Source organism: Bradyrhizobium sp. PRIMUS42 (genome assembly GCF_023006515.1).
Lineage (GTDB): Bacteria > Pseudomonadota > Alphaproteobacteria > Rhizobiales > Xanthobacteraceae > Bradyrhizobium.
Window position 1 is genome coordinate 1 of the sequence record NZ_JALBGZ010000488.1, and the last position, 4,940, is coordinate 4,940.

The 4,940-nt window shown below is 64.6% G+C and carries 3 protein-coding genes and 1 pseudogene; 3 read left to right on the forward strand and 1 reads right to left on the reverse strand.

Annotated elements, in window-relative coordinates; translation table 11 throughout:
• A pseudogene (locus MOV75_RS27340) lies at nucleotides 1-1,209 on the reverse strand (indolepyruvate ferredoxin oxidoreductase family protein); the annotation flags it as partial.
• Nucleotides 1,210-1,372: 163 nt separating this feature from the next.
• Here MOV75_RS27340 and MOV75_RS27345 point away from each other — a divergent pair.
• The 3 genes from MOV75_RS27345 to MOV75_RS27355 form a co-directional block, all read left to right on the forward strand.
• Nucleotides 1,373-2,326: a hypothetical protein gene (locus MOV75_RS27345; protein WP_247006917.1), complete on the forward strand. Its 954-nt coding sequence runs from the start codon at nucleotides 1,373-1,375 to the stop codon at nucleotides 2,324-2,326.
• Nucleotides 2,327-2,650: 324 nt separating this feature from the next.
• On the forward strand, nucleotides 2,651-3,349 hold the full coding sequence (locus MOV75_RS27350) for a cysteine hydrolase family protein (RefSeq protein ID WP_247006918.1): 699 nt from the start codon (nucleotides 2,651-2,653) through the stop codon (nucleotides 3,347-3,349).
• A 10-nt stretch (nucleotides 3,350-3,359) separates the two neighbouring features.
• A partial coding sequence (locus MOV75_RS27355; protein WP_247006919.1) for a regulator occupies nucleotides 3,360-4,940 on the forward strand: 1,581 nt, incomplete at its 3' end.

Consider the following 4,940-nt stretch of genomic DNA (forward strand, 5'->3'; position numbering starts at 1 on the left):
CGGGCTGTGATGGCCGAGCTTGCGCAGCCGTGCGACGAGGGCCGAGGCAACAATCGTCGGCGTCAGCTCGCCCTCGCTCGGCAGCAGCGGCGCGCCACTCTCGTCGCGCTTGCCAGTGACGGTCGGGCGTCTGGATGCATCGATATTGTAGAGGATGCGCATCAGCTGGTCTTCGATGAAGCCGCGCTTCTCCTCGACCACCAGCACGTCCTGAAGACCCTCGGCGAAACGTTTCGCGCCGCTTTCCTCCAGCGGCCAGGTCAGCGCGACTTTGTAGATGCGAAGGCCGAGATCCTGCGCGTCCTTGTCGGTGATCCCCAAGTCGGCCAATGCCTGGCGCAGATCGAGATAGGCCTTGCCGGTCGCGACGATGCCAAGGCGCGCCGGTTTGGAATCGAGCACGATGCGGTCGAGCTGGTTGGCGCGGGCGAAGGCCTGCACCGCCTCCATCTTGGGACCGAACAGGCGCCTCTCGGCGTCCAGTGGCGGATCCGGCCAACGAATGTTCAGGCCGCCGGGCGGCATCTCGAAATCATCGGGCAGCCTGATCCGGATGCGCTCGGGATCGCTGTCGATCGAGGCGGAGCTTTCGACGGTCTCGCTGATCGCCTTGAAGCCGACCCAGCAGCCGGAGAAGCGCGACAGCGCGAAGCCGTAGAGGCCGAGGTCGAGATAATCCTGGAGCGTCGCCGGATTGATCACGGGGATCAGCGACGCCGCGAACACCTGCTCGCTCTGATGCGCCAGCGTCGAGGACTGGCAGCCGTGGTCGTCGCCGGCCAGCGCCAGCACGCCCCCATTCCGCGAGGTGCCGGCCGCATTGGCGTGCTTGAGCGCATCGACAGAGCGGTCGACGCCGGGGCCTTTGCCGTACCAGATGCCAAACACGCCATCGACCTTGGCGCCGGGAAACAGGCCGACCTGCTGGCTGCCCCATACGGCGGTCGCCGCAAGGTCCTCGTTCAGTCCGGGGACGAAGGCGATGTCGTGCTGCTGAAGGTGCGACTTCGCGCGCCACAGCGCGTGGTCGTACATGCCGAGCGGGGAGCCGCGATAGCCCGAGATGAAGCCGCCGGTGTTGAGCCCCTGAAGCCGGTCTCGTTCGCGCTGCAACATGGGCAGGCGGACCAGGGCCTGCGTGCCGGATAGGAAGATCCGCTTCGATTCGAGCCGGTATTTGTCGTCCAGCTCGACCTGCAACAGCGTCATTTCGGAAGTCCTCGTCTCGATTCGGCGTGGGGTTTGCGCTGCGGGAGGGATTGGCGGCTGCGCGACGCGAATTGTGACAGTCAAGAGCATGGGCCAGCGAAGTCAATATCGCTGGCCGCATCCGTGGCGCTCCTGCTAGTCATGGCTTCCAGTGGAGAGCACCATGACTGCAAACGCATTCGACACCGAGATCACGGAAACGGCCGAAGCGCTGATCGGCCCGTGGCGTCGGCCGCGACAGATGCTGCAAGCGCAAACTTACGACGCGCACGCCTCGATCCATGACGATGCCACCGCACAGAAGCTCGGTTTCAAGGGCGGCACCATCGAGGGGCCGACCCATTTCAGCCAGTTCGCGCCGCTCGGCGAACGGCTATGGGGACGAGCCTGGCTCGAGACGGGATGCCTCTCCGCGCATTACCGCAGCGTCTGCTACGAAGGCGAGGAGGTGCAGGCCATCCTGTCGAAGCCGTTGCCCGCTACGCGCCAGTGCCAGATCCAGATGGTCAAGCGCGACGGCACGGAGGTGCTGGGCGGCACCGCCTCGGTCGGCGAGCCGCACGCAGCGACCGCGCTCGAAGCGCGTCTTGCCGAGCTCAAGCCGCTCGCCGATCCCGTGATCCTGCGTGACGTCAAAGTGGCGCAGACCAGCAGGCGCCAGACCGTGCGAATGGCGTTCGACCAGATCATGGGCGACCTCTATCCGTTCTCTCTCCGGCAGAAGCTCGCCGTGATTACCGAAGGCTCGTCATACTATTCCGGCGCCGACAATCCCTGGGGTAGACCGATCATTCCGATGGAGATGCTGAGCGTGCTGTTCCAGTACCGCTCCAAGGATGATCCGCTGCCGGCAAAAGGACCGGCGGTTGGCCTGTTCGCCGATCAGGAAATCAGGCTGGTGAAGGGGCCGCTCTTCGTCGACGAGGACTACGAGGTCGAGCGCGAGGTGGTCGCGCTCTCCGGCAGCCGCCGCACCGAAAGCGCCTGGGCCAAGACGCGCGTGTTCGACAAGACGGGCACGATGGTGGCAACCATGCTGCTGAACATGGCGACGCTGAAGGACTCTTATGCCCCGTATGAGGAAGAGCATCGGCGGCTGTATGGGGCGGGGCGGTAGCACCACACTCTGCCGTCATTCCGGGGCGCGCGTAGCGCGAGCCCGGAATCCATTTCACCTCACGTTCTGCGGCCCGATGGATTTCCGGGTTCGACCCTTACGCGCCGTCCCGGAATGACGGTGGAGGGAGTGTCGACGTCCGCCCATCCTTTGAGCAGATGCACGTCGCAAAGCCGTCGCACAGGGAATAAGCAGGTGTCGATCGCCGACGTAACCTTCTGAGCACGCAGCGAATTCCCTCGCCACTCCCGCTCCATCGCAATTGTACACAATGGCACGGCGCTTGCAGAACTCCTGGCGCAGTTCTCGCGAGGGGCGGGCGTCATGCTGAGTTCGAGCAAGCCGACATTGGGCGTCATCAGCGCCGAGCCTGAGCCGATCCAGCTCGACTGGCCCGCCACCGCGCTTCTGATCATCGACATGCAGCGCGACTTCATGGAGCCCGGCGGCTTCGGCGAGACGCTCGGCAACGACGTCAGCCAGCTCGCGCGCGCGGTGAAGCCGATCGGCGTGGTGCTGAAAGCGGCGCGCGACACCGGCATGCTGGTGATCCACACCCGCGAGGGCCATCTGCCCGATCTCTCCGATGCGCCCCCAGCGAAAGTCGAACGCGGCGCGCCGAGCCTTCGCATCGGCGATTCCGGCCCGATGGGCCGCATTCTCATTCGCGGCGAGGCGGGCCACGACATCATTCCCGAGCTCTATCCGCTCGACAGCGAGGTCGTGATCGACAAGCCCGGCAAGGGCGCGTTCTACGCCACCGAGCTTACCGACGTGCTGGAGAAATACGGCATCGAAAATCTGCTGGTGTGCGGCGTCACCACCGAAGTGTGCGTCAACACCACGGTGCGCGAGGCCAATGACCGCGGCTACCGCTGCGTCGTCATCTCCGACGGCTGCGCGTCCTACTTCCCCGAGTTTCACGAGATGGGCCTGAAGATGATCAAGGCCCAGGGCGGCATCTTCGGCTGGGTCACGGATTCAGCCGCAGTTCTGGAGGCAATGAAGGTTTCGACCACATAGGGGTATTGTCATGAGCACATTGACGGGGATGACTGGCAAGTCTGAGATCACGACGTCCGAGTTCAAGCCGGCACTATGGACATCGGGCGACTGGAATGCGTTTTTCGGCTTCGGCACCAACATCCTCGTCAACATGCTGGTGCTCACGGGCCTCCTGCGCTTCGTTCTGAAGATGCCGGACAGTCTGGTGTTCGGCCGCATCCTGCCCGCGCTTGGGCTGATGATGTGCCTCTCCACCTTCTACTATGCGTATCTTGCCTATCGGCTGGCCCAGAAGACCGGCCGCAACGATGTCTGCGCGCTGCCCTCAGGCGTCAGCGTGCCGCACATGTTCATCGTCACCTTCGTCATCATGCTGCCGATCACGCTGAAGACCGGTGACCCGCTCAAGGGGTGGTCCGCGGGTCTGGTCTGGGTGTTCTTCCAGAGTTTCATCCTCATGATCGGTGGCTTCATCGCGCCGTTCATCCGCAGGATCACGCCGCGCGCGGCGCTGCTCGGAACGCTTGCCGGCGTCTCCGTCACCTTCATCTCGATGCGGCCTGCGTTAGAGATGTATATGACGCCGCAGATTGGTCTGGTCTGCTTCGCCATCATCCTGGTGAGCTGGTTCGGCGGCGTGAAATATCCGCGCGGCATTCCCGCCGGCCTTGTCGCCATCGCCGTCGGCATGATCATCGCTTGGGGCTCAAACCTGTTCGGGCTCGGCCTTGGCGGCTTGAGCCTCACAGGCGTCGGCGCAGCGTTTGCCAATTTCGGCTTCTCGGTGCCGCTTCCGGCCGTGGGCTACGTCTTCTCCGGCTTCGAATTTCTCGGCATCATTCTCGTCACCGCCATTCCGTTCGGCATCTACGACCTCGTCGAAGCCATGGACAATGTCGAGAGCGCGGAAGCCGCCGGCGACGAATATCCGACCACGCGGGTGCTGACGGCCGACGGGGTCGTCAGCCTGATTGGCTGCCTGATGGGCAATCCCTTCATCAACGCCGTCTATATCGGGCATCCCGGCTGGAAGGCGATGGGCGGCCGCATCGGCTACTCGGCCGCAACCGGAATCATGGTGATCGTGCTGGCCTGGTTCGGCATCATCTCGGTGCTGCTGGCGCTCGTGCCGGTGGTCGCGATCTCGCCGATTTTGCTCTACATCGGCATGCTCATCGGCGCGCAGGCGTTCCAGACCACGCCGGTCAAGCACGCGCCCGCGATCGTGCTGGCGCTGACGCCGCATCTGGCCGCCTGGGCCAAGCTGCAGATCGACACGATGCTCGGCTCGACCATGAATGCGGCGGCAACCGTCGGCGGCATGGCCGCCGACAAGGCCGATGCGGTGAAGGCTGCCGCGATCGCCGCGCTGCCGCAGCAGGGCGTGTTCTACCACGGGCTGGAGGTGATGGGCGGCGGCTCCATCCTCGGTGGCCTCATCCTGGGGGCGATCGGTGTCTTCATCATCGAGCGCGACTTCGAGAAGGCATCGGGCTTCGCGCTTGTCGGTGCGGTCCTGACCTATTTTGGCTTCATGCACGGCGAGGCGGTCGGCATCGGCGGCGGATTTGGCGTCACGCCCGCCGTCGCGCTGGCCTACGCCGCGATG

Bases quoted from the DNA above. Each gene is read 5' to 3' on its own strand.
- MOV75_RS27345 (WP_247006917.1), top strand. From the start codon at position 1,373: ATGACTGCAAACGCATTCGACACCGAGATCACGGAAACGGCCGAAGCG.
- MOV75_RS27350 (WP_247006918.1), top strand. From the start codon at position 2,651: ATGCTGAGTTCGAGCAAGCCGACATTGGGCGTCATCAGCGCCGAGCCT.